The organism is Methanobrevibacter sp., from assembly GCF_045130115.1.
Taxonomy (GTDB): Archaea; Methanobacteriota; Methanobacteria; order Methanobacteriales; family Methanobacteriaceae; genus Methanocatella.
The window spans coordinates 17,625-42,747 of sequence record NZ_JBGUPC010000036.1 but is presented as its reverse complement, the minus strand read 5'-3'; the positions used below and the strand labels follow the sequence as shown (position 1 = coordinate 42,747).

General features: G+C 38.2%; 17 protein-coding genes. 9 read left to right on the top strand and 8 right to left on the bottom strand.

The window, feature by feature from the left end; all coding sequences use genetic code 11:
* The first annotated feature begins 9 nt into the window (after positions 1-9).
* On the top strand, positions 10-351 hold the full coding sequence (locus ACJMML_RS05910) for a hypothetical protein (RefSeq protein WP_405306429.1): 342 nt from the start codon (positions 10-12) through the stop codon (positions 349-351).
* A 29-nt stretch (positions 352-380) separates the two neighbouring features.
* On the opposite strand, the gene ACJMML_RS05905 is transcribed toward ACJMML_RS05910, so the two are convergent.
* The 3 genes from ACJMML_RS05905 to ACJMML_RS05895 form a co-directional block, all read right to left on the bottom strand.
* Positions 381-1,394 (bottom strand): ArsA family ATPase, encoded by a 1,014-nt coding sequence (locus tag ACJMML_RS05905; protein ID WP_303737976.1) that lies wholly within the window; start codon positions 1,392-1,394, stop codon positions 381-383.
* A gap of 322 nt (positions 1,395-1,716) precedes the next feature.
* A complete protein-coding gene (locus ACJMML_RS05900) occupies positions 1,717-3,168 on the bottom strand; it encodes an ATP-binding protein (protein WP_405306428.1) in 1,452 nt (483 codons plus the stop codon).
* A gap of 153 nt (positions 3,169-3,321) precedes the next feature.
* Positions 3,322-3,645 (bottom strand): DUF389 domain-containing protein, encoded by a 324-nt coding sequence (locus ACJMML_RS05895; protein ID WP_405306427.1) that lies wholly within the window; start codon positions 3,643-3,645, stop codon positions 3,322-3,324.
* A 414-nt stretch (positions 3,646-4,059) separates the two neighbouring features.
* Here ACJMML_RS05895 and ACJMML_RS05890 point away from each other — a divergent pair, with 414 nt between their 5' ends.
* Both ACJMML_RS05890 and ACJMML_RS05885 read left to right on the top strand, forming a co-directional pair.
* Positions 4,060-4,557: a DUF308 domain-containing protein gene (locus ACJMML_RS05890; RefSeq protein WP_405306426.1), complete on the top strand. Its 498-nt coding sequence runs from the start codon at positions 4,060-4,062 to the stop codon at positions 4,555-4,557.
* A gap of 16 nt (positions 4,558-4,573) precedes the next feature.
* Complete coding sequence (locus tag ACJMML_RS05885; protein WP_405306425.1) at positions 4,574-6,169, top strand: ABC1 kinase family protein; 1,596 nt, start codon at positions 4,574-4,576, stop codon at positions 6,167-6,169.
* Between the two features lie 47 nt (positions 6,170-6,216).
* Here the strand turns inward: ACJMML_RS05885 and ACJMML_RS05880 are convergent, their stop codons facing one another.
* A complete protein-coding gene (locus tag ACJMML_RS05880; protein WP_405306424.1) occupies positions 6,217-6,612 on the bottom strand; it encodes a nuclear transport factor 2 family protein in 396 nt (131 codons plus the stop codon).
* Positions 6,613-6,673: 61 nt separating this feature from the next.
* Between ACJMML_RS05880 and ACJMML_RS05875 the strand changes: the two genes are divergently transcribed.
* The 3 genes from ACJMML_RS05875 to ACJMML_RS05865 all read left to right on the top strand — a co-directional run bounded on the left by ACJMML_RS05875 (position 6,674) and on the right by ACJMML_RS05865 (position 17,124).
* Positions 6,674-7,462 (top strand): NAD+ synthase, encoded by a 789-nt coding sequence (locus ACJMML_RS05875; RefSeq protein ID WP_405306463.1) that lies wholly within the window; start codon positions 6,674-6,676, stop codon positions 7,460-7,462.
* Between the two features lie 10 nt (positions 7,463-7,472).
* Positions 7,473-10,328, top strand: a complete 2,856-nt coding sequence (gene leuS, locus ACJMML_RS05870) for a leucine--tRNA ligase (RefSeq protein WP_405306423.1) — start codon at positions 7,473-7,475, stop codon at positions 10,326-10,328.
* A gap of 232 nt (positions 10,329-10,560) precedes the next feature.
* Positions 10,561-17,124 (top strand): right-handed parallel beta-helix repeat-containing protein, encoded by a 6,564-nt coding sequence (locus ACJMML_RS05865; RefSeq protein WP_405306422.1) that lies wholly within the window; start codon positions 10,561-10,563, stop codon positions 17,122-17,124.
* Positions 17,125-17,292: 168 nt separating this feature from the next.
* Here ACJMML_RS05865 and ACJMML_RS05860 read toward each other — a convergent pair whose 3' ends face one another.
* Together ACJMML_RS05860 and ACJMML_RS05855 are read right to left on the bottom strand one after the other, a co-directional pair.
* Complete coding sequence (locus ACJMML_RS05860) at positions 17,293-18,024, bottom strand: tRNA (adenine-N1)-methyltransferase (protein WP_405306421.1); 732 nt, start codon at positions 18,022-18,024, stop codon at positions 17,293-17,295.
* Positions 18,021-18,977: a zinc metalloprotease HtpX gene (locus ACJMML_RS05855; protein ID WP_405306420.1), complete on the bottom strand. Its 957-nt coding sequence runs from the start codon at positions 18,975-18,977 to the stop codon at positions 18,021-18,023. The genes ACJMML_RS05860 and ACJMML_RS05855 overlap by 4 nt, the downstream gene beginning before the upstream one ends.
* A 146-nt stretch (positions 18,978-19,123) precedes the next feature.
* On the opposite strand from ACJMML_RS05855, the gene ACJMML_RS05850 reads away from it, so the two are divergent.
* Together ACJMML_RS05850 and ACJMML_RS05845 are read left to right on the top strand one after the other, a co-directional pair.
* Positions 19,124-20,071, top strand: a complete 948-nt coding sequence (locus tag ACJMML_RS05850) for a replication factor C small subunit (protein WP_405306419.1) — start codon at positions 19,124-19,126, stop codon at positions 20,069-20,071.
* Between the two features lie 9 nt (positions 20,072-20,080).
* Positions 20,081-21,565: a replication factor C large subunit gene (locus ACJMML_RS05845; RefSeq protein WP_405306418.1), complete on the top strand. Its 1,485-nt coding sequence runs from the start codon at positions 20,081-20,083 to the stop codon at positions 21,563-21,565.
* 19 nt (positions 21,566-21,584) lie between these two features.
* Here ACJMML_RS05845 and ACJMML_RS05840 read toward each other — a convergent pair whose 3' ends face one another.
* Both ACJMML_RS05840 and aroE read right to left on the bottom strand, forming a co-directional pair.
* Positions 21,585-22,271, bottom strand: coding sequence for an ATPase (locus tag ACJMML_RS05840; protein WP_405306417.1), 687 nt, complete (start codon positions 22,269-22,271; stop codon positions 21,585-21,587).
* 7 nt (positions 22,272-22,278) lie between these two features.
* Positions 22,279-23,127, bottom strand: a complete 849-nt coding sequence (gene aroE, locus ACJMML_RS05835) for a shikimate dehydrogenase (RefSeq protein WP_405306416.1) — start codon at positions 23,125-23,127, stop codon at positions 22,279-22,281.
* 698 nt (positions 23,128-23,825) lie between these two features.
* Between aroE and hisS the strand changes: the two genes are divergently transcribed.
* Entirely contained in the window at positions 23,826-25,121 is a 1,296-nt protein-coding gene (gene hisS / locus ACJMML_RS05830; protein WP_405306415.1) for a histidine--tRNA ligase, read from the top strand.
* Positions 25,122-25,123 lie beyond the last annotated feature (2 nt).

The window sequence follows — 25,123 nt, the reverse complement described above, 5'->3', positions numbered from 1 at the left end:
AGAAATAAAATGGAGAAAAGTGAGTTAATATTTGGAATAATTATAATAATAGCATACATCATATGTTCAGTAGCTTTAAAAATCCCGATTGTTGCTCATTTAATGTTTGGAGCACTGCTCTTAGGAGTAATAATAATTGCAATACTTTTAAAATTCAAACAGAAATATGAAAATGAGAAAATCAGCAAGATATTCAGGGCCATATCAATAATTTTCATTATCTGTTTTGCAGTGTCGTTTATTTACGAGACATTCTACCATAAAGCATTATTTATTGACTCTGCAATATTCATATTCCTAATATTGATTGTCGAGCTGATTAGTTGGGTTTTAAGAAAAAATAGTGATTAAAAGTTAAAATTTTTAACTTTTAATTTTTTTTACAATTGAATAGCTTCCTGAACAACCTCATCGTTGTCCTCATCGTCATATAGGATATGAGCCAATTTCAATAGCTTTTCCTGACCTTTGACCTCATCCTTGAACAATGGCACTTGAGCAATGTGCTGGTCCGGGAACTTCTGGTCGATTAAGGCCAATCTCTTTTGCTGAAGCTTGTGTCTTGAGTGGCAGAAATCACAGTCACAGATGTCAGGCATCACCTGATTTACAATGACGCTGTCGACAGTTATGTCATATTTGCCTAAAGCTTCCAGGGCCCTTTCGGATTCATAGATTGACATCTCCTCAGGAATGACGACCATCTTGAAGGTTGTCCTGTCAGGATCAGACAATACCTCTTTTGCCTGGTCGATTTGCTCTTTTGTCCTTTTCAAGTCCTCTGATGTTTGAGGATCATCGACTTCATCCATGAAAGGCATGATTTTTCTGAGTGCATTTGTTGCTGAACCTAGTTTTGCCTTAAGCATCATCATCTTGCCCACCCATGAGTCCATTACTTCAGGGAAGGACAATAATCTTAAGGTGTGTCCTGTAGGTGCTGTATCGAACACCACAACATCAAATTCATCTGAATTCATTACTCCCATGAACATTTCAAATGCTGCGGCCTCATCTGCTCCAGGTGAAGATGATACCATGTCCAATTGGTCGGACAAAAAGTCCATGCCAAACAGGCTATCGCTATCATCAGGATTTGCTGCCTTTTGGGCTTCCAGTTGTGCCTGCTTTTGTTCCATTGCAACATCAGGGTCGATTTCAACTGCGAATAAGTTGGTTTTGATTTCACGTGGGTAGCTGCCGATTGGAACTTCCAATGAATCGGATAGGGAGTGTGCAGGGTCAGTTGATACAATCAATGTTTTTTTGCCCTGTTCAGCCAGCCATAATGCAGTGGCAGAGGATACTGAAGTCTTTCCGACTCCTCCTTTTCCGCCTATGAAAATGAATGTTGTCTTGTCTTTGTTGAATTTGAAATAATCTTTAAATGCCAAGTAAATTACCTCCTTAAATAAACTTACTTTTAGTTACTAATTGTAACTTTAATTTCTTATAGTATATAAAGTTAGTTGTTAGTAAAATATTGTTTGTCTTTTTACTTCACAATCCCCTCTTTTTGAACATGTGAAATTTTTGCACAAGTTGAACTTTTACTCAATTCACCACCACCATAAATGAACTTAAAAGTGAACTGAGCGGACTACCGCAGATATTGACAGCCTAAAGGCATGATTGGGAAAAAAAACATTTTCCCAATTATCAAATTTAAAGCCCTAAAAATGTTAAATTACTATTTGCCATCTGAAAATACTCATTTTATAAAAATGAGAATGTTTTTGGAGGCAGATAAATAATATTATCTTTTTTAGCTATTGTTTTAGTTGTATTTGAAATTATTATTCCATAATCAGCGTTGTAACGTTCGATTGCTTGAGCAATTTGTCTTTTCTTCTTTTTGCCCATGCTCACTTCTATAGGTATTGCCTTTTGGAATTCGCCCTGAATTACAAAATCGACATTGGTCTTGTCTTCCGGATCATAATATAATGTGAAATAGTTTCCCTCCTCATTGCTCAGGTAGAATAATGTTGATGCCACAAGATTTTCAAGTAGAACTCCAAGATATGCCTTTTTATTTGAATGGAGATTGCCTATTGATGATGTCAGGATATGTTTTATGCTTGATGTTGCAAAGAAATACTCCCATGACTTGATAGATCTTTTAGGTGATGCAATATGTGGTTCACAATGAAATATCAGGCGTGTTTTTTCAAGAATGTCAAGAATGTTTCTTACATTACCTTTGGATGTTCCAAGATATGTTCCCATTTTTTCCTGGGAAATGTCTCCCGGCTTTTGCAGTGCAAGAAATCTCAATAGACGGTTGGCGTGTGTTTGGCTGGCCGTGGTTATTGATGATATTGCTCCCATATCATGTGATATTACCTTTTTTATCATTCCGGTTATGTTTTTGCAGATTATATGGCGGTTGGTTTCAAATAGTGATGTTGGAAATCCACCATATTTTAAAAATTCATCCCATTCCGTTGTTGAATAGCCGTTGATGTTGATTAAATCCTGATTTATCTGTTGCTCGCAAGCGACTGCATCGGTTATGTCGCCTTGGAAAATTAATTTTTTGAGGGATGCTGAAGCGTTGGCTGCATTGTAGTTGTATTTCAGTTTCAGGTGCTGATTGTAGTTTAGTGGAGTGATGTTTTCTTTTAGAAGTCTTCTTGCTGAGTCTGCATCGTATTCAAGGTTCAGTGCTGATGAGCCGGTGAAGATCATGAATATGTTTTTGGTTCTGTCATATATCCTCTTTCCGGACAATGCCCAGCTCTTGTCATACTGTGATTCATCAATGAGCAGGAATATCTTTTTGTCCAGTCTTCTTAGGGTTGTGTTGTGGTAGGTTTCTAAAAACTGTTTTACAACATCTATGATTTTAAAATCCATTATGTCATTTAGGTTTTCGCATGAAATGAACAGTATCTGATTGGGATTGATGTTTTTGGATTTGAACAGGTATTCATAGGTTTGATATAGTAATGTTGTTTTCCCGACACCTCTTAAGCCGGGAAGTGCAAAATAACGGTTATTGGTTGTTTTTTCTAAAAACTCATCAATATGATGTTTAATAAATTCAAACTCTTTTCTATGTTCAAAACTTCTACCTTCCAATGTTAATTCATTATCTAAAATATTAGGTACATCATATAATTCTTCTTTAATATAATCACTGATGATTTCTTCTTTTTCATACATTTAAAACCACATCCCGGAAAAAATATTTAATCTATTGGTTAAATATTTGACCACATAATATATAAATATGTGGTCAGATAATTGACCATTATATGCTTACTATGATAGTTGAACCACCCCATCCTATAGAAGATGGGGATTCCTGAATTATTTTCACTTAATAATGGTTAAATAAAAAGTTGGGGATGTTCTTGCAAGCAATTCAACAGTCGGCTCCTTGACCGGAGAGAGGAAAAAGTAAATTGAAGCTGCAGCTACACTTATCACAATCTGCATTCCAAAGCCAATCATATGGTTTGTAAATAGCGAATAATCCGCTGACACATTTCCATATGCGGAAGCAAGAATGCCGCCCATTATAGGCGAAATCAGCATTGCCCCGATAATTACTGCAGTCGAACTCATATTTAGACCGACAGAAGCGATTATCATCGCACATACAAGCACACACGTTGGTTCCAGTGATTTTTCCACCATCCAAAAGACGTTCCTTAATCTCCTCATGAGAAGCGGAATCCTCCGATAATGAAAAAGCCATTCTAATCTTTTCCTTTATTGTTTGATTTTGATCATTATTCACACTCATACTCTCATTTCCTTTATATCCCTGACCCTAGGCATTTAACTAATCTCAAGAATGTCCCTCAAACCCAAAGTTCAGGTAACTTATATTACCATTTCAATGTTTCAATATTTAAATCTCTTTAAAAATCATTTATAAGTGTCAATTAAAGAACTTAATCATGAACAAAATACAAAGCAATCAAACAGTAACATGCTTATATTATTTTTTTACTTTTAATGGATACTTTCCATAATTTAAGAATTTAACTTAAAATTTAATAGTGGTGACACAAAAAATATATACATATATAAAAAGGTGATTTAATTATGGACTATAGGAAATTACTCGGAATTATATTTATAATATTGGGTTTGCTTTTCATAGTTTACCCAATGTACAGCGCAGCAGCTGTATCATGGATCGCAGGAATCTGCCTGATAGCATTCGGATTTGCTTCAATTATTGACGGATTTTCAGTGTGGAGCATGATGGCCCACGTTTCAGCAATCAAGATATTGCTTGGTATCTGTGCAATACTATTCGGAATATTGTTTATTTATGAAATAGACGCATTATCATTCCTTGTTGGATACATATTCTATTTGATTGCATTTGTAATGATATTTGCAGGTATTGCAGGTATCTTTTTCGGATTCAATTCAATATCAAGAATTACCTCAATATTGATTTTAATCTTAGGTATAGTGGCATTCTTCTTAGCAACATTTTCAATCGCACAGCCGTTATATACTGCAATCCTTGTAGGAATATGTCTTATTATGGAAGGAATAACATTCTTTGCATCAAGTATCGTTGAAAGTTAAATAGTAACGTGATATAATGGATAAGGAAACTAAAGAACGTTTGGGCGAAATTAGAGCAGCCGTAAAAAAATATGGCTTCGATAAAATTTTGGGCCAAACCGCAAAAAACAAAATACGCGGAAAAGACGATGCTGCAGCCAATGAACTTTTGCTGGATGATGAAATTCCCGTAAAGCTAAGATTGATGCTTCAGGAATTGGGAACCACATTCATCAAATTTGGCCAACTGTTAAGTACAAGACCTGATATCGTTGGGGAAAGGATTGCGGAGGAGCTTGCAAATCTGCAGGACGACAATCCGGCAATAACATACGAGCAGGTCAAGGCAATAGTCGAAAGGGAACTTAATGGAAACATTGATGAGCTTTTCGAAGAATTTAAACATGACCATTTAGCTACCGCATCCATCGGACAGGTTCATGAAGCAAGATTGATTACCGGTGAAAGAGTTGCAGTCAAAATCCAAAAAGAAGGCATCACCGACAAGATTGACCTTGACATAAGGATATTGAAATATATTGCCAACCGTACTGACAAATTGAATGCAAATCTCAGGAAACTTAACCTTCCGGGAATAATGGACGAGTTTGACCGTTCAATTCATAAGGAAATCGATTACAACAATGAATTCATGAACATGCAACGCATTGAAATGAATTTCGTTGAAAATCCAGCCATACACATTCCGGCCACCTACGCCAAATATTGTTCCTCAAAAGTATTGACAATGGAATTCATTGAGGGTACCAAATTAAATGACGTGTATGAAAGCACCAGCGATAAGTTCGACAAAAAACTCTTGGCAAAAAATGTCCTTGACTCATATCTCCAACAGCTGTTCATAGACGGATTTTTCCATGGAGACCCGCATCCGGGAAACGTGATGATTCTTGAAGACAACGTAGTGTGCTATCTTGATTTGGGTATGATGGGATTCTTCGATGAAAAATTCAAGCATGACCTTTCCGAAGTGATATTGCTGTTCATGGACCAGGACGTTGACGGACTGATAAATCAGCTGATGTACATGGACATATTGGATTATGACATTGACACATCTTCCTTAAGAAGGGATCTCAATGACCTCTTCGGAAGGTACTTCGGTGTGCAGCTGAACCGTTTCGATGGAGTTTTAGAGGCACTTCTAAGCCTTATGCAGGAATATGGCGTGATTCTTCCTAATGAAGTCGTTACCATGGCAAGAGGCCTGTCAATGATTGAAGCAATTGCCCACAATCTTGACCCTGAAATCGATGTTTTCGCATCAATCAAACCTGTTGCAAAACAAATTGCAAAACAAAGGCTCAGCCCTAAGCAGATGTTAAAAGGCAAAAAAAGCAACCTCATCCTATATGAACATATGCTTCAGTCCCTGCCAAAACTTCTCACAAGGACAATCCACAAAATCGACAATGAAGAGTTGCAATTCAGGTTTGAAGTCGACATTACCGATAAGGTTACAATAGTCGCATTAATCTCCGCACTTATAATCGGATCTTCAGTCGTTTCATTCGGACCGATGGTATTTGATATGCCTTTAATTTCATTAATAGGTTATATAATAGCCATAATCCTAAGTATTATCGGCCTTAAAAGATTTGTCTTAAAATAAGATAGAAATTATGAGGAATTTTTTCCTCAATTATTATTTTTTTAAAATTAGCTGTCCCATCCGACAACATGCCAGATTCCATCTGTTTTTCTAAAATTGGCCACAGTATCGGAAATCCATCTCAGTTCCCTGCCGTAGACCTTGGCAGTCAATCTGACTTTGGATATCAAGGAAGCAGACTCATCATCATCAAACAGTATTGTAGGATCCATTATATCGGATTTTGAAAAATCCATGGACCCGTCACCAATCTCAGAGATGAATTCCTTTTTATCCTGAGACCTGTTTGGAGCCTGAGTGAGTCTGAAATCATCTGAAAGGATTTCATCCAACTTTTCGATGTCTGCCTCAATCAATGCATTTTGAAACTCGACAAAGCTATCAACGATTTCCTGGTCTGCACAGGAAAATGATTTCTCACAAAATAGTTCTACATCGGACATGATATAATATATAAATTAATAAGTACATATTATTTATTGTATAGATGATTAGGCTGGTGAAATCATTAGCGAAATTCCGGAAATAAACTGCAAAAAAACAAAGGACACAATTGTTGAATTCATCAAATCAAAAGTATCCGAGTCTAAAACCGACGGGATTGTAGTCGGCTTGAGCGGAGGAATCGATTCGACATTGATAGCCTATCTTGCATGCGAAGCAGTTGGAAATGACAATGTATTTGGAATTGTCATGCCGTCCGCTACAACACCTGCTGAAGACACTGTTCATGGAATCGAAATAGCGCAAAGATTAGGTATCGAATACAGAGAAATAGCTATCGACAGCATTCTGAATGAATATTTATGCCTGACACAGCTTGAAGAGGATAGTCTTGCAATAGGAAATCTCAAAGCAAGAATCAGAATGTCAATCATTTATTATTATGCAAACGCTAAAAACTACCTTGTCAGCGGAACAGGTAACAGAAGCGAAATTCTGATTGGTTATTTCACAAAGCATGGAGATGGCGCGTGCGACATGGAACCGATTGGAGACCTATACAAGAGTGAAGTTTACAAGTTAAGCGAATACCTGAACATCCAAGAGGAAATCATCAAAAAGCCTCCAAGGGCAGGCCTCTGGGAAAACCAGAGCGATGAGGAAGAAATTGGAATGAGTTACGATTTGCTTGATGAAATCCTATATCTCTTTACTGAAAAGGATATGAAAAATACCCAAATAGCTGAAAAACTTGACATTTCAGTTGATGACGTTAATATGATTATCAATAAAATAATTAGGAGCGAACACAAAAGCAAAGTTCCTGAAATTCCTAAAAAAATATTATAATGGTGATTTAGTGAGCGAAAATATTGAAAAGAAATGGCAGAAGAAATGGGCTGATGCAAAACTGTTTGAATCAAACCCTGACGAACGAGAAAAACTATACCTTACCGTTGCTTTTCCATACCCTAGTGGAGCAATGCACATAGGCCACGGCCGTACTTATACCGTGCCTGATGTTTATGCAAGGTTCAAAAGAATGGAAGGCTACAACGTATTGTTCCCAATGGCTTGGCACGTTACCGGTGCACCGGTTATCGGAATAGCTGACAGGATTCAAAGAAAAGACCCTTGGACACTTGATTTGTACCACAGGGTCCACGGAGTTCCAAAAGAAACATTGCCAAAACTTGAAGACCCTGAATACATTGTGAAATACTTCTCAACAGAATACCATGAAGTGATGGATGAAATGGGATATTCAATCGACTGGAGAAGGGAATTCAGAACAATCGACCCGACCTACAGAAAATTCATCGAATGGCAGATAACCACATTATATGAAAAGGGATTGGTTCAGAAAGGAGAGCACCCTGTAAAATACTGTCCGAACTGTGACAACCCTGTTGGAGACCACGATCTGCTCGAAGGTGAAGGAGTAGGCGTCAATGAACTGACACTATTGAAATTCCCAATTGAAGATAAGATTTTAGTTACCGCAACCCTTAGGCCTGAAACCATAGTTGGAGCAACAAACATCTGGCTGAACCCTGATGTCGAATATGTCTTGGTTAATGCCGAAGGCGAAAAATGGGTAATTACAAAAGAAGCTCACTATAATTTATCCAACCAAATCAAGGATTTGGACATCATATCTGAAATTGACCCTAATGAATTAATAGGAAAAATGGCTAAAAATCCATTCACCGGAGACGAACTGCCAATTTTCCCTGCAAGCTTTGTTAGCGCATCCTACGGAAGCGGTGTCGTATTTTCCGAACCTGCAGATGCACCTGCAGACTACATTGCACTTCAGGACTTGAAGAAAAACGATGAAATGATAGCCAAATACAATTTAGGAGGCATCATTGAAAACGTGGAACCTATTCCGGTATGTACCCTTAAGGGCTATGGGGAAATCCCTGCAGCAGACATCATCGAAAGATTAGGAATTACTGACCAAAACGATGAAAAGCTGCATGAAGCCACCAATGAGCTGTACAAGCAGCAGCACAGCAAAGGTACAATCATCGAATCCATTCCTGACTTTGGTGGAATGAAAGTTCGCTTTGCACGTGAAGAGCTTAAAGAGAAATTAATAGCCGAAAACATGGCAACAATCATGTATGACTTTGCCGAAAGGCCTGTAGTGTGCAGATGCGGAAACAACTGTGTCGTCAAAATCATGGATGACCAATGGTTCATGAAATACGGAAATGAGGAATGGACCGAAAAGACCTTGGAAGTGCTTGAAGGCGAAACCATCATTCCAAAGGAAATCAAAAATAATTTTGACTATTACATCAATTGGCTGGATGATTGGGCATGTTCCAGAAAAGTGGGACTTGGAACCAGACTTCCATGGGACAACCAATGGCTGATCGAGCCATTGACCGATTCTACAATCTACATGTCCTATTATGCAATTGCAAAATACCTAAAAGACATGAATCCGGATGATTTGACCCCTGCATTCTTTGACAAAGTTTTATTGAACAAGGATTCAGGCGAAATTACCGTTCCTGCAGAAAAAGTACAGGAAATTCAGGATGAATTCAACTACTGGTACCCATTAGACTGGAGACTGTCCGCAAAGGACCTGGTAGGTAACCACCTGAGCTTTTTGATGTTTGCCCACAGTGCAATCTATCCAAAAGAAAAATGGCCTCAAGGAACCGTAGTGTTCGGTATGGGACTTCTGGAAGGGAACAAGATGTCATCATCCAAAGGTAACGTCATCCTCTTAAAAGATGCAATCAGGGACTACACCGCTGATGTCGTAAGGCTCTTCCTGATGGCTTCCGCAGAACCATGGCAGGACTTCGACTGGAGGGAAAAGGAAGTTCTTGGAACCAAAAGAAGACTTGAATGGTTCAGGGAATTTGCAGCAAGAGTCGAAGAGATTAAAGGTTCACCATTAAACTTAAGCAACATTGAAGAGGTGGAACTGACCCGTACCATTGACTTATGGATGATAAGCCAGCTAAACGAACACATCAAAAATGCAACAGAAGCTTTGGAAGTCTTCCAGACAAGACAGGCATTACAGGATTCACTGTTCCTTCTTAAAAAGGATGTTGACCACTACCTGTACCGTGTAAAACACATAATCGATGCACAGGACCCTGCAGTAATTTACGTGCTGTCAACTGTCCTTGAAGCATGGATCAGGCTTTTAGCACCATTCACTCCACACACCTGTGAGGAATTATGGTCCAAATATGGTGGAGAAGGATTTGTAAGCCAGTCCAGCTGGCCTGAAGCTGACGAAAGCCTTATGGATATAAAAATCGAAAAGGCAGAGTCACTGGTTGAAAACATCATCAAGGATATCGCCCACATCAAGCAGATGGTTGGAGATGAAGTTGAAAAGATTCACATCTACCTTGCCCCTGACTGGAAATGGGACCTTTACAAAATAGCTGATGAAGTAGGAAAACCTGACATCGGCCAGATTATGGGAAGAGCCATCGGCGCCAATATCTATGACGACAAAAAGGAAATAGCAATGGTGGCCAAAAAAATCGGTAAGGAAATAACCAAAACCCGCTACATCGGCAAGATCAACGAAGAGGAAATCTTAACCGATGCACTTGACTACATCAAAGAGGAAAGCGGCAATGAAGTAATTATCCACACCGATGACTCATACGACCCACAAAACAAGGCTAAAAACGCAATGCCTTACAAACCTGCAATCTTTATGGAATAATTCAAATTATTCCATCTATTTTCTATTTTTTGTTAACTTAACGAATATTAACAATCGCAGATACTGAAAAATATTATGCATATGGTTTTCCATCTGCAATTCCTTTCTTTTTTTAAAAATTTGCAAAAAAATTTATACATGTCTCTCTAATTCATTTAAAAAAAATAAACTAAATTTAATATAGATTAATTAAAGAAATATATTACAATTAAAATTTACATGGGAGGCCATTATGAATAAAAATAGGGTAATTGTAATTTTTTCAATTTTTTTCGTTCTTTTATGTTCACTTTCTGCGGTTGCTGCAAGTGACTTAAACTCGACAGACTCTATTGCAAATGATATTGATGAAGATAGCATTACTGAAAATGCAGATTTTGATGAAGAACAGGAAAACATATTGAATATGACTGATGAAGAACCGGAAAGCGTATTGTATGCAACGGATGAAGAACAGGAAAACATATTGGATGATGGCGAATCAGGTGAATGGGGCACATTCTCTGAGTTAAGGAATATACTCACCACATCTGGCTATCAAAATGTCGTTTTGTATAAGAATTATAGATGTGAGGGTCCTAAGGACGCAATAGTCATTGACCACACTATGAACATTAATGGAAATGGGCATACGATTGACTGTGCAGGAAAATCAAATGGATTCGTATTCAGGAATTGTGCGATTAATTTAAAAAATTTGCGAATTACAGGATTTGCCGGCACTTCAAGTTCTAGCTCTTATGCTATATCTGTTGAATCTGTTACTAAGTACGGCAAAATCGAAAATTGTATTTTTGAAGGCAATTCACATAGCGTATTGTCATTTGCAAGATCCGATAAATGTACGATTTCCAATTGTATTTTTAGAAACAATTCTGCAAGGGGAGCTGAAATTTTTTATGGAACCGGAAATAATGTCATGACTGGATGTATTTTTGAAAATAATGGAAGATTCACATCCAACGAAGGATATGACACCGACAAAATAATTAGTTTAAAAAATGAGTTTCTTGTTGAGAACTGTATCTTTGAGAACAATGTTGCTAAAATGGGAATTGTCTATTTTGAAGACACCATGTATAGTCCTTGTGTTAAAAAATGTTTCTTTGGTGCTGCTCAAACCGATGAGGATTATGGTTTAATTTATTGTGACGGTCCTAATAAAATAGAGGAATCAATTTTTTGCACTCCTGATATAAAAGGAAATGTTAAAAACGGTGATAAATCCGCTGGCCTGTCGTATAATCTCTGGCTGGACGGTACAAAATCTAATGAAATCCCTGAGAGATTCGTTGGATCTGGATACGGCTATGAAACCAGATATGAGCCATTTATTGTTACCGGATACCAAACAGTGAGAATATATGGCCAAATTTTTTCCAGGTATATTTATGTCCCGACAATACCTAAAGAAGTGAGGCTGGGCGATACTGTTGAATTAAAACTCATGTTTCTCAAATCCGACGATACTCTTTTACAAATGCCTCAAGGAAAACCTGTAACATTTCAAGTCCAATTCAGTGACAGTAACCTAAATCCAACAAACATCACATTCACCAATAAAATTTCAACACCGTTTAATTATACTGCATTGGATGGTAAGGAAGGTACTGTATCAATTTTTTATAACGGTGCACTTATCAGCTCCCTTAAAATAACCCATGCCGGAGAGTATGATTCATTAACCCTACTGAAACATGAGATATCAAAAGCCTCAAATGAGATAAACCTAACTCATGATTATAAGTTCTACTCCTCCCTCGACGATAGAAATGCGATTACCGTTGATAAAGACCTTACAATAAACGGAAATGGCTATACAATTGACGGATGTAACGGTGTCAACGGCATCTTTAACTTTGCAGGCGGAAGAAACCTCACAGTCAAAAATTTAAATATTATAAACGTGAAGGAAACTGCAATAAGTGGCATGTCTTCCGGCAATGACCAGATTACATTTATAAACTGTACTTTTGAAAACACAGGAGAGGCAATAAACTCAACTAAGATAACATTTATTTCCGGTTGTGAATTTGAAAACATTAAAGCTACTGCTGTTAAGTTATATTCCACCCAAAGCACAGCAAACATTATTGATAAATCAACATTTGAAAATTGTAACAGTAAAAATGACGGTGGTGCAGCCTATATCAATTCAAAAACCGTGATTACAAATTCAAAATTTATAAATAACTATGCAAGCAATGGTGGAGGATTATACATTGACGCAGAAAATTGTGCTGTCGACAATTGTGAATTTATTGGAAATGAAGCTGATTATGTGGCTGGAGGAGCATATTTCTCAAGTGCAAACTGTAATCTTACCAACACTGCATTTATAAATAACTCCGCTGCATCAAATGCTGCATTTTACCTTAAAACAACACCTGTGACAGTGGAAAATAACACAGAAAGCAATAGCACAATAACCAGTAATTCATTTACCCACCTTAATGAGATAATAGCCCAAACCGGAAACGTGCTCATTTTAGAAAATGATTATAAATTCAAATCTAAAGAGGATATGGATGTTGCAAGCGGTATCATTATTAATAAAAACCTGATAATAAACGGTAACGGCCATGCAATTGATGGTGCCGAATATGCCTCAATTTTGATAATCGATGAAGAAACTGCAGACGTAACATTCAATAACATCAATTTTGTCAATGCATTGGACTATGCTGTCAGTATTAAAAGTGCAAAATGCGTCACTTTCAATAATTGTACTTTTTATTCCTCAAATCATGGTTATTATAATGAGGAGGGAGTAATATTTATTGACAACGATGGAGGGTCTGTTACAGATAGCGTGCTTATCAACAGATGTTCTTTCATTGACAATGATGTCGACAAAATGATTTATGCAAACTCCGGTGGATATACATTAACCGTTAAAGACAGCATTTTTGCAAATCCAAAATCCACCTATGACGTATACATTCAAAACCATAACAATAACAATCTGGATTACAACTGGTGGGGAAACACTGCAGACAACTTTAACAGCACCCCTAAAGTGAATGCCCAATTAAATAATTGGTACTTCATGAACATGACACTAAAATCCAACAGGGCGACAATATCACTTAACAACTTATATGACGACCGGGAAAAAACAATCGCAACCGTTACAGATTGCAGTCTTGCTGATGTGGCTGTCGAACTCATTGGAAACGATCTCATAGTAAAAAATAATGCAATCATTAAAAATGGAATGGTCACAGTATCCTATAAAACAATTAAAAAACCTGCATATTTAACTGCAATCATTTATGGATTTAGCTATACTGCCAATACAACAGAAAAAGGACAATTCGATTTGTTACAGGAATTAGTTGACAATGCCGCAAACTTTACCCTGAACCTGACTCAGGACTACACAATCACAGATGGCATCGACAGCATTGGCGGAATAATAATAAACAAAGACAGTTTAACCATTTATGGTAACGGACACACCATCAATGCCCTTGGAATATCCAAATTATTGAACGTAGTGGGAAATAATGTTAAATTAATCAATTTAAACCTGATAAACGGATATGATCCAGTATCCCAAAAAAGCCCTATCCAATGGAGCGGAAATTATGGGACTATGGAAAACTGTACCGTTTCCAATAATTTCGCAATGAACGGTGGAGCTATAACATGGACAGGACCTATGGGCAGCATAAACAATTCCACTTTCATCAATAACCGGGCAAACTTTTATGGAGGTGCAATTTATTTCGATGAAATCCGTGGAGGAATAACCAATTCAAAATTCATCGACAATTCTGCATCTGATGGAGGAGCAGTCTATGCAAATCAAAAATATATTCACATAGATAACTGTGCATTCATAAAAAACGATGCAAATAACGGTGCTGCCGTTTACGTTAATGGAGAAAAAGGAAAAATACACAACAGCTTATTTGAAAACAACACTGCAAGCAGAAGCGGTGGAGCAATCTACTGGAATTATATAACAGGCATCGTCACCACCAGCAACTTCACATTCAATAAAGCAAAATCAGGTGGAGCGATCTACTGGAATCACGAGTACGGCAAAGTGTCCGATTGTGAATTTGCAAACAACACCGCAACCGAGGACGGCGGAGCAATCTACTGGAATGATGACTATGGAACCGTAGACTCAAGCTACTTTGAAAACAACACCGCAGGCAGATACGGTGGAGCGATCTTTTGGGATTACGATTACGGAAATGTTATCGAATCAGTATTCATTAAAAATACCGCCAACGACGGCGGAGCGATCTACTTCCGTGAAGGAGTTATATTCAAAAGCAAAAATCAAACAGTTGAAAATTCAACATTCCAGGAAAACCGTGCTGAAAATAATGGGGGCGCAATATATCTCGCCGCAAAACAAAGCAGTATTGTCAACTCCTCATTCATCAAAAACCAAGCCACAAACGGCGGAGCAATTTACTCAAGTAATGAAGAGGAAACAATCTCAAAATTGGCATTCATAAGCAACACCGCATCAGATAACGGAAGCGCAATATACCTGGAAGAGATATCAAACCCAGTCAATTACTGCATTTTCATAAATAACGGTGGAAATGTCATATATTATGACGATACCTCATGGTTTAGTCCTACCGCTTTAAATGCAGATTACAACTGGTGGGGAAACAACATAACAAATTTCAATCAGAATTTTGCAGATGTAAGTGAGGATGTGGAAATAAATAACTGGTATGTCTTAAACATGACAATGGCTGATGGAATTGCTCATATCACACTGAATAACCTATATGATAATGCAAATTCCAGAATACTTATTGGACAAACCTGCAAATTGCCGCAGATAACATTAACATTAACAAATGAAAACATTGATGTTGCAGACAATACAACACTTGATGATAACGGAATTGCAGAGGCGTCTTACATACCTAAAGCAACCCAAACATCCCTCACTGCCCATTTTGAAACAGCAGAAATTACCGTAAACAAAGCATATATGGAAGGCACTGTGACAATTGAGGATAAGGATGAATTTGACTATGGAAACGTTACAATTGAATTCAGTGTGGTAAATCCTACAACAGTTGAGGTACTCATAAAAAATGAGGATAATGAAACAGTATTCAGCAATATAACCGATAAAAGAATACTTAACCCTGATTTGGCTGCAGGAACATACACCATTACAATATCAAACGCTGGAAACGATACTGTTCTTCCAAGCAATGTAACAAAAACCTTCAGAGTCAACAAGTTAACTCCAATAATAAATGTTGTCACAAATGACGTGACCTATCCTGGAAATATAATTGTGAACATTACCGGTGATATAACAGGCAAATACATAGTAAAAATCGCAGATCAGCAAATAGAACTCAACCTGACAGCAAACATTGCAGAAACTGTAACATTCACAGGACTGGCTGCAAAAGAATACACAGTTAATGTGACTTATGATGAAACAGAAAACTACACAAGCGCAACAAACGACACAGTCAAGGTAAACATCCTAAAGGTAACTCCAACAATAACAGTTAGTTCTGAAAACGTAACCTACCCTAATGATGTAATTATTGTTATTGCCATTGATACCGGTGGAAAATACAATATAACTGTTGGAAACCAAACTAAAGAGGAAACATTGACTGCAGGCACAAATACAATAATATTCACAGGAGTTAAAGTTGGAAACTATACTATAACCGTCAAATACGCTGAAACTGAAAATTACACTTCAGCAATGAATGATACGGTTAAAGTTAGTGTGCTGAAAAATAAAGCTTTCGAACCTGAAATAACCGCAACAAACACTGCAAACGAAACTGTAATAACATTCACTTTCCCTGAAGATGCTACAGGAAACGTTACAGTTATAGTTGACGGCAAACAATACAACGCAACAGTAGAAAACGGCAAAGCAATAGTAACCATGCCTCTGATACCATTAGACAGTACTGTGGACTTTAAATATAGTGGTGATGAAAACTATCCTGCAAAATCCAAGGAAACCAGCATTGCAAATGTCACAGCAATCATAAAAGCAGTGGACATGACCAGGGGATACAATAGTGGTGTGGACTATCAAGTAACAGTTGTTGACGGAAACGGAAACCCAATGGCTAAAAAACAGGTCAAATTCATCATAAACGGCAACCAATACAATGCCACCACCAATGATGAAGGTATTGCAATACTAAACATCAAACTGGCAATTGGAACATATGAAGTGACAACTGTAAATCCATTAAACAACGACAATGTCACTAAAACAGTTAAAATCACAACCAGAATCACTGGAAACAAGAATGTGAATACATACTATGCCAAAAACTACGCATACAAGCTTCGCATCATAGGAGATGACGGCAAACCTGTCGGATCAAACGTTGCAGTTAAAGTGACAGTGAACGGTAAAGCAAAAACACTTAAAACTGATAAGAATGGTTACATTACCTTGAAATTCACCAAAAGTTACCTTCCGAAAACATACAAGGTAACAGCCGAATACAAAGGAATCAAAGTGACAAACAAGGTAAACGTAAAACAGATCTTAACCCTCAAAAAGGTCAAAGTCAAAAAATCAGCCAAAAAACTTGTACTGAAAGCAACCTTAAAAGAAGGCAAAAAAGCACTTAAAAACAAAAAAGTGACCTTCAAGTTCAAAGGCAAAAAATACAAGGCAAAAACCAACAAAAAAGGAATAGCAAAAGTAACCGTCAAAAAATCAGTGCTTAAAAAACTCAAAAAAGGCAAAAAAGTAACTTACCAAGTAACCTACCTAAAAGACACTGTAAAAAGAACTGTAAAAGTTAAAAAATAGAGAATATCTATAATTCTCTATCTTTTTTTATTTTTTTGATACATCCCTTAGCTGATTTTCATACAACGGATAATCAACATCAATCAAATAAACAGCAGCCATCAAAAATTAAAGAAGTTATTAAAAAAATAGTAAAATAATTATAGCTAAAATCAATTAAATGTATAGCTATAATTTTCTTGCAAACATCAGATATCCGCTATGGCCAACCATGCGTGTTTTTGGCCTGACACCCTGGGTTCTGACTTCAAGGCCACGCTCCAATGTTTCAAATATCTCAACATTATAAAACCCAAGCTTTTTAGCAACACGATATGATGTCTCCGCCTGGTCAACATAAGGCGCATAGACGCAAAGCCATCCGCCGACATTCAAAGCTTCCATAACTTCCTCAAACATCTCAAACGGCTTGGGCAAATCCAAAAATACCAAATCTATATTGTCCTCATCGATTCCATCCTTGATGTTCTGGTTTTTGACATGAATGTTTGTGATGCCGAACCTTTCAATGTTCTTTTTAGCCACTTCGGCAAAGTCTTCCCTGATTTCATATGTAAAAACATCCCCTTCAGGCCCTACGACATTTCCGAAGTTTAGCGCAATGGCACCGGCACCTGTTCCGGCATCGACTACACGGCAACCTGCACCCAAACCTGAATGGGCAAGAACCTGTCCGATATCCTTTTGAATCAGAATTGAACATCGCCTGTCCATAATATCAATGAAATCGTTGATATTGGGCTTCATGATCTTAAACGTATGGTCGAGGTGGCTTTTGACTTCGTCACCCACTTCAGCAGCATCCAAAACCTCGGCTTTAATGATTCCCAAATCGCTTTGAAACTCTTCGCCAGGCTTCAATACGTACTTCTTGCCACGTTCATCCAAAATCATCTTCATGGTTCAAGCTCCGCCAATCTTTTTACCCTTTTCAATGAATCCGGGTGAGTGGACAGCAGTTCCATGATTCCACTTGTCTTTGAAATCTTAACTTCAGCGTTTGCAAGCTTCCTTAACTCCTCATCGGAAATCCTTCCATCACCGTCAAAGTCTATTTGCTGAAAATCAGTAACGTCATGCTTTGCATTGTTGACATCATTTACAAAGAACGCCCTGTTGGTATTTACCTCATCAATGGTTTCCTTGGAGCATCTTGCAGCGCCATATGACAATTTGTAAAGTGCAGACACCAATGCAGCAGGTCTGTTGCCATATTCAACGCTTGCCTGATCTGCATAGTATTCACGGGTTCTTGAGATGAACAGCACAAGCAGTTGGCCGATGAGGTAGAACACATATCCCAATACTCCAATGATGATTCCTCCACCGTTATCGTTATCTGAAAACATGAAGGCCAATGCAATATAATAGCATATCATAGGAATGACGCTTACGGCCGCTGTGACCGCCATGTCATTGTGTTTGATATGGCCCATCTCATGGCCCAAAACAGCCTTCAGCTCATCACGGTCAAGCAACCCTAAAATCGGACGTGTAATTGCAATGTGTCCGCTTCTGCTTGTTCTGCCGTATGCAAACGCATTTGGAATGTTGATTTCTGATAAGCCTATTTCCGGTTTTGGTACGCCTGCAGCATCAGCCAACTCCTGAACCATCTGATGGATGTGAGGAGCTTCGGCTTCAGACAACGGCCTTACGTTCATTGAACGTTTGACAAGGCTAGGTCCATACCAGTATTGCAGGAATGAAATCAGTAAACTTATTCCAAAGTAAAATTTCCAACCGCTAATTCCAAAATACAGACCAACTCTCATGATAAAGAAGTAAATAATCGTGAACATTACTACGGATGTCAATATCATCCTTAACCTGAGTTTCCATGCGCCTCTCATTTTTAACACCTTAAACTTTTCCAAGCATTACTTTTCAAATGCTCTCTTAATCTATATATTAATTGATTTTCATATATTAAAAACGTAATGAAAAAATAATTTAACAACATCATACATATACTTAACTATAAAAAAATGGTGATTAAATGAGCGGACCATGGGTAGAAAAATATAGACCACAAAAATTGGAAGACGTCGTAGGACAAAAGCAAATCGTAGCTAGACTTGAAAAGTATGTAGGCGAAGGAAGCATGCCTAACCTAATGTTCACAGGTCCTGCAGGTGTCGGTAAAACAACCACAGCCTTAGCACTGGTAAAATCCATATTGGGAGAATACTGGAGACAGAACTTTTTGGAATTGAATGCATCTGACGCAAGGGGAATCGATACCGTAAGGGACCGCATCAAAAGTTTCTGTCGTTTGAAACCTGTCGGCGCTCCATTCAGAATAATATTCCTGGACGAAGTCGACAACATGACAAAGGATGCACAGCATGCGCTTCGTCGTGAAATGGAAATGTATACCAAAACCGCTTCATTTATACTTTCATGTAACTATTCATCAAAAATCATTGATCCTATTCAGTCAAGATGTGCAATATTCAGATTCGCTCCGCTTAAGGCAGAGGAAATCAAAGGACGCCTCGAATACATTTGTGAAAAAGAAGGATTCGAAGCGACAGATGAAGGCCTTGATTCAATAGTCTATTTTGCCGAAGGGGACATGAGAAAGGCAGTCAATGTCCTTCAGGCCGCAACCTCAGAAGGCGAAGCTGTGACAGAGGATTCCGTTTATGAAGTTGTGTCCAAGGCAAAGCCGCAGGACATCGGAAACATGATAACCAAAGCACTTATGGGCGACTTTATGGGTGCCCGAAACATCCTAAGGGAAACAATGGTACTTCAGGGAACCAGTGGAGAGGACATGGTGACCCAAATCTATCAGGATGTCTCAAAAAGGGCAATTGACGGAAAAATGGATCCTAGCATCTACATGAATCTGATTGAAGCGATTGCCGAATGCGACTTTAGAATAAGGGAAGGAGCAAATCCAAGAATACAACTCGAAGCATTACTCGCACAATTCTTATAAGGTATAGAAATGTTATGGACTGATAAATACCGACCTCAAGAGCTATCGGAAGTTGTCGGTAACAAAAAAGAGATTAAGATAATCACTGATTGGGTTAGCGAGTGGAAAAAAGGCAACCCGCAGATACCCCTACTTCTGGTTGGACCGCCGGGCATCGGAAAGACAACACTGGCATTAATCATTGCAAAGGAATTTTCAGAATCAATTGAGCTGAATGCAAGTGACAAGCGTTCACAGGATGTCATCAAAAGCACAATCGGCGAGTCCTCAACTTCAAGGTCCCTTTTTGGAGACGAATACAAACTGATTATTCTTGACGAGGTTGACGGAATTCATGGAACAAATGACCGTGGTGGAGTTGCCGAAATAGGCAAAATCATAAAATCCTCACAGCATCCGATGATTTTGATGGCCAACGACTTCTACTCAAAAAGGCTGCAGTCAATAAAGCCGAAATGTCAAGTAATCAAGATGAAAAAGTCCCGATGGAATTCGATTTCAGCATTGCTTAGAAAGATTGCACAGGCAGAAGGGGTTGAAGTCGAACCTGCAGCGCTAAAGGAGATTGCAGTCAAATCACAGGGAGACGTTCGCTCAGCAATCAATACACTGCAGGCCCTAAGCGACAAGGACCACACCCTTGAAGTCAAGGATGTTGAAGGAATGGTTACAAAGGATACCCGTTCAGACATCTTCAATGCGATAACCGCCGTTTTGAAAAGCAAAACACCGGCACATGTCAAGGAAGCGATGTGGATTGAAGAGGACCCTACGCTTGTAATGGAATACATCGCCGAAAACATTCCAAGGGAATACAAGAAACCTGATGAAATCAAAAAGGCATACGAGTACATCTCAAAGGCCGATGTCAACTTTGGAAGGGCACAAAGCAGCAGAAACTATGGCTACTGGAAATATGCAAGCGACTTTATGGGAATAGGAGTTAGCAGCGCAAAACATGACACCTACAAAAAGTTCACAAAAATTCAGACCCCAAGCATATTCGGCCTGATGAGCCGCAACCGTGCCAAAAGGAATCTGCGCGACGACATTGCTGAAAAGATGTTTGATAAGATGCACGTTTCACGAAGGGTGGCCGTTTCAATGTTTCCATACCTGGAGATAATGTTTCAAAATGACGAGCTTGCATGGGAAATCTCCGACTTCCTAGAGCTTGACGAAAAGGAAATCAAAAGGTTCAGGAAAAAGAAGATACCTAAGAAGGTCATCACAAAAATGGAAAAGCAAAAGGCTCAAATGAGAGTTGAAGAGCGTGACAGACGTGCAGAAGAGCTTCAAAACCAGATGATGAATGTGATTCCTGAAGCTGAAGAGCCTTCCGGTGATGATGAACTGCCATTTGAAATTCCAGGCATTGACGAAACACCATCACAAGAAGTCACAGAAGAGCCTGAAATTATCGAAGAAGAAGAAAAAGTTGAAGAGAAAAAAGAGAAAAAAGCAGATAAGCAAACAACACTTTTCAGCTTTTAATTTATTTTTTTTAAATATATTATTGTGAATTTAACTTTTCACTGACAAACACGCTGGCGCTGACAACATTATCCTTATACTGCGGAGCTACATCGTCCAAAAATTCACTGAATGAATGTGCCATTTCATCCTTGTTTTCACATTCAATTGGATCATGACCATCCATTTTCAAAAATGAATTAATCCAGTCAAGTGAAACGCTGACCAAAGGATAGATTTCACCTTCCCTTTTAGTCAGGTTCAGGCCTTCACCCTTGAAAATGCCTTCAAAAACATTATTCACCTGGTCATCCAAAATCAGGGGATTTACGACCAGGTCATAATCTCCTTCATAGACCAGCTTTGCGCCGTATTTTCTGGTGTATGGCTCCATCAAAAGCTCGACAAGGAAATTGTCCTCAGGCATCAGTATCCTGGAGTTGGGCTCGATTTCCAATGCCAGATGCTTTGATGACTTTGCGCAGATTTTCTGGAACAGCTTGTTTCTCACGACTTCGATTTCCGGATACTGCCTGTTGAATGTGGCTTCCTTTTTCCTTGAAAACCTTGAAAACCTCAGATTGTTAATGTAGATCTTTTGGGGAGTGTATGATATGAAACGGGTGTCCACTCCAATAATCTTGAGATATTTCAGGACATCCTTTTTGGATGTTGAAAAGTCCTCCTCATCGCTTGCCAAAGCAGAAATGTCAAACAGAAAATCCATATTATCCTCACAAACCAAGTGTTTTTCTCAAAGCGTCTTCCATAACATCAACCGGTGCATCACGGCCTGTCCAGATTCTAAAGCTTTCAGCACCCTGATAAAGCAGCATCTTAATTCCATAAACCGGCTTTGCGCCTGCCTTAACTGCTTCCTTTATAAGCACGGTATCGTTTGGATTGTAGACCGCATCAAATACGACCAAATCATCATGCATATTATCCGCAAGCACGATTGGCTCGACATCAACATTCGGATGCATTCCGACAGGTGTGGTGTCAATCAGGATATCGGCATCAGCCACATGACTGTTAATTTCAGACATTGAATCTGATTTAACCTCATTAATCAAATTGGAACTTGAAACATCCTTAGCCAAATTATCAGCCTTTTCGACATTCCTGTTTAGAATTGTTAAAGAATCAGCACCATATTTTGCAATGTAAAATGATATGGCCCTTGAAGCACCTCCAGCACCTGCAACCACAACATTTTTATTTTTGATTGAAGTTACCTCTTCAATAGCCTTTACTGCACCGATGCCATCGGTATTGTAACCCTTCATGTTCTCAAAATCGATTGTGTTGACGGCACCTATCAAGGCTGCAACTTCATCGATTTCATCCAGATGTTTCATGACATCAATCTTATGGGGTATTGTTACATTGAAACCCCTGATGTTTAATGATTTGGCACCATCAATCGCTGATTTAAGTTTTAGGGGATCAACATCAAAAGCGACATAGGCATAATCCATTTCCAAAGCCTCGAATGCAGCATTATGCATTGGCGGTGAGAAACTGTGCTCGACAGGATGTCCTATCAATCCTACAATATTTGTACTACCTTTAATATCCATAAAAATAAATTTCCTTTGAAGATAATTTAAAAACTAGAAATTAATGTCTATATTGTAGGAAAAACCTACAATAACCAGGTTAGACATTAATTATATCCATTCATTTACGAGGCTTCCACTAGAGAAACACTCTTAATAATAATTATATAGAATGTCATATATAAACATGATTGTTAAGGCAATGACAGTGCTCATTGAATCCAGAAAAAGCCTCCATGGAAACCTGGCAATTTCCAATAAAAATTCATCAATTGTGATATTATCATTGCCTTAATTTAATTTAGGAGAGAGGTGAAATGGAGCGTTATATTCCTATTTCATTGCAAACATTAACATCAATAACATTACGATATTGAAGTAATATGTTGCAATCAGGAACATAATTAGCTCCATGATTTCACCTCACTTAAATGAATGGAGAAAGGAGAATCAAAACAACAAAAAATTGCAGTGAACAATAAGTAAGTATTTTCTAAAAAATACATCATACTTATCTACCTCCTTTTGATATTAACGACTTTTTAACATATCATTATATATTAAATCATATTTAAGGCTTGTTGAAGCCATTTTGAAAAATTGTAGCCATTGAAACATAATATATAAAGTTTTCCATTGTTTTTTTAAAATTCCATAAACAAAAGATTATATAACTTTGCAAAAACATAATTATTATATCATATACAAGGAGTGTAAAAATGGAATTTACAAGACCAAGAGGTACCAGAGACTTTCTATTTGAAGAAATGAGAGAAAGAAAACAAGCTGAAAGTACCTTAAGAAAAGTATTTGAAAGTTATGGTTATCAGGAAATCAAAACACCTTTATTTGAAGAATTAAAGTTATTTACAACAAAATCAGGAGAAGAAATTGTAAACCAGCTATACAATTTCAAGGACAAATCAGACAGGGAACTTACATTAAGACCGGAAATAACCGCACCTGTAGCAAGATTATACCTCAACGAGCTTGAAAAGACTGCCGTAAAGCCAATCAAATTATATTACTACGGAAGCTGCTTCAGATATGAAAGGCCTCAAAAGGGCAGGTTCAGACAATTCTGGCAGTTCGGATGCGAGCTGATCGGTGCAAAGACCCCACAGGGAGAGGCTGAAGTAATCGCATTATGTTCAGATGCAATCCAATCACTGGGAATCACAACAGCAGATGTTAACATAAACCACCTTGGAATCATCAGAGGACTATTCAAGCACTTTGAAATCACACAGGAAACCCAGAGGGAAATCATGGTCGTCATCGACAAGGGGGATAAGGATTTATTAATAGAATCCCTGAGCGGCGATGAGCCGGTAATCGACAATGACGAATTGAATCAGATTCTATTAAAACTCATCGACCTTGTTGGGGACAAATCCATCATCTCAGATGTTGAGGAATTGATTGCTCCATATGATGAGCCAAAAGAAGCTTTGGAAGAGCTAAAAGAGCTAATTATATTATTGGAAGCATTCGATGTAGAAAATTACACCTTAAACCTTGGAGTTGCAAGGGGTCTTGACTACTACACCGGAATCGTGTTTGAAATCTATGTTCCCGAGCTCGGCGCCCAAAAGCAGATCTGCGGCGGAGGGTCATACAGCCTTGTAAAACTCTTCGGAGGCCAGGAAGTTGAATCAACCGGTTTTGCACTCGGTTTCGACAGACTGATGAATGCGATTGAGGAGCTCACCGACAGAGAAGAGCTTCCTTCACACCTGGATGTCTATGTCGCTCCAATCTCCAAAGACGTAAGAGCCAAGGCATTTGAAATAACACAGCTTTTAAGGAAAAACGGCTTCAAGACCGATGTTGACTTGAACGGCAAAAAATTCAAGAAGCTCATGAACTATGCAGATAAGATAAAAGTTGAAAAAATGGTCATAATAGGCGCCAATGACCTGGCAGAAGGCAAGGTTACCGTCAAGGACATGGTAAGCGGTGACCAGGAAGCGGTTGACATTGACAATATCATAAATTACTTAAAAGAGGAATGAAC